Raw genomic sequence first — 2,115 nt, 5'->3', positions numbered from 1 at the left:
TCATGGGTTTATGGGCATATTAAAGCACAAGAAAATGCTTTGATTAAAAATATACTTCCTTTAGAAGAAAAACTTAAAGAAAGAAAATTAGATAAATGGATGGAAAGGGTGAGAAGGTGAAAGAAGAGCTTTTTTTAAAAAATACTCAAGCTTTGTTTGAGGTCGATGAGTTTTTAGCTTGTACACTAAGATCACTTAAATACTTAACTTTTGCACTTATCCAAGATGAAAATGGAATAAATTTTAAAAAAGATGATATTTTTCTTTATGAAAATCCCAATAAAGAGCTTTTAGAAAACCTTACTCTGTTTAAAACCGAATATAACAAATATCCTGTTTTGTTTTTTTATGGCTTTGGAAATGGAATGCTTTATAAAAGTTTATGTGAAAATAAAAATCATCAACATATTATTGTTTTTGAAGACAATCTTGAAATTTTAACTTTAGCTTTTCATTTATTTGATTTTAGCGAAGAATTAAAAAAAGAACAACTAATACTTTTTTATACTCCAAATATTAATACAGCACAACTCACCACACTTTTTACTTATGAAATCATTCAAAAAAGTGTAAAAATTTTTAATCTTTTTATCCATAATGATTTTTATCAACAATTTTATAGCACTCAAATACAAAATATAAATACTCAACTGATAGAAATGATACGATTTATCGTTTTAAACAAAGGTAATGATCCACATGATTCTTTAGTTGGAATCAAACATACCCTAGATAATCTCCCTAAAATGTTAAATCATGGAATTTTTCAAGAATTTCTCAAAGAAAGAAGAGCTAAGGTTGAAAATGCTATCATTGTTTCTACAGGACCAAGTCTTATAAAACAACTTCCTTTATTAAAAAAGTATGCTAATAAAGCTACGATTTTTTGTGCAGATAGTGCTTATGTTATCCTTGGAAAATACGGTATAAAGCCTGATTATGTTTGCATGCTAGAGCGTGATGATATAGTTTCTAAATGTTTTGATAATGATTTTGGCGATTTTAACAAAGGCATACTTTTCATACTTGCTTCTGTGGTTCACAAAGAAGTATTAGATTTTTTAGAAAAAGATCAAAGAACTTATATGCTTGTACATCGCCCTTTAAATTTTGCAGCTAGTTTAAAACTTGATGAATATGGATATCTTGGAGTAGGACACAGTGTTTCAAATATGATCTATGAACTAGCCGGAGCTTTAAGATTTGAAAGTATCATTTTTATAGGACAGGATTTAGCTTATGGCGAGGATGGAAGTTCACATCCTAAAGAGCATATACATGGAAGTCAAGGTGAAGAAATCAGAGGAGAAAAATATACACTAGCTTATGGAGGAAAAGGCAAAGTAAGAACTCAACTTACTTGGAATTTATTTCGTCAAGCTTTTGAAAAAGATATATTTTGGGCAAAAGAAAAACTCAATATCACCACCTACAACTGCACCGAAGGTGGAGCAAGGATAGAAGGAACCATAGAAAAACCTTTTTTATGGGCTTGTGAGAATTTACTTGATAAAGATTTAAATAAACCTTTTGATTTTCCAAAATTTCTAGATAAAAAACTAGCCAAAGAAAAATTAGAAAAAACAAAAAAATATCTCCAAAAAAGCATTTTAGAATCCAAAGAATTTATAAAAAAAACTCAAACTCAGCTTCAAAAGCTTAGATACACTTTAGAAAACAATGACAAGAATTTTCAAACTCTTGAAAAAATCAAAAATGATCTTTTAAATCTTTTTAAAGAATTTAAAAAACTCAAGCTTTTTAATGAACTTTGTCAAGCTATTTATTTTCATAACGAATGCGAAATTTTAAAATTTGAAGTTTTAAACACAAATAAGCAAAAAGAAAATTTAATAGACTTTTTGAAAATACAACACAATTGGTTTATCCAAGGTTTAGGATACCTTGATGCTCAAAACCAAACCATAGAAAAAAGTTTAGAAAATTGGAATTTTGACGATATAATCAAAAAATAATTAGGATTTCCAATGACCTTCACCCCTACCCAAAAAGAACTCTTTAACAAAAACATTGAGGCTTTAAGTAATATTCTTTTAAAAGAAAGTTTAAAAGAAATCAAGTCTAGTAAATTTGAACTTATCTTAGGTAAAGATA

The 2,115-nt window shown here is 27.8% G+C and carries 3 protein-coding genes; all 3 read left to right on the top strand.

Annotated features, from left to right (window positions below; translation table 11 throughout):
• Positions 1–120: hypothetical protein (locus SR62_RS09350; protein ID WP_261791848.1), on the top strand; the 120-nt coding region annotated here is incomplete at its 5' end.
• The gene (locus SR62_RS03190) at positions 117–1,976 is read left to right on the top strand and encodes a motility associated factor glycosyltransferase family protein (protein WP_020836868.1); all 1,860 of its coding nucleotides are present in this window, start codon (positions 117–119) and stop codon (positions 1,974–1,976) included. The genes SR62_RS09350 and SR62_RS03190, both read left to right, overlap by 4 nt.
• Positions 1,977–1,988: 12 nt before the next feature.
• The coding region (locus SR62_RS09345; protein WP_072217027.1) for a motility accessory factor at positions 1,989–2,115 on the top strand (127 nt) is incomplete at its 3' end.

The sequence above is a fragment of the Campylobacter sp. 2014D-0258 genome (genome assembly GCF_008000495.1).
Lineage (GTDB): Bacteria > Campylobacterota > Campylobacteria > Campylobacterales > Campylobacteraceae > Campylobacter_D > Campylobacter_D jejuni.
Note: the sequence above shows the minus strand (reverse complement) of the source record. Positions and strands in the feature narration are given on the sequence as shown.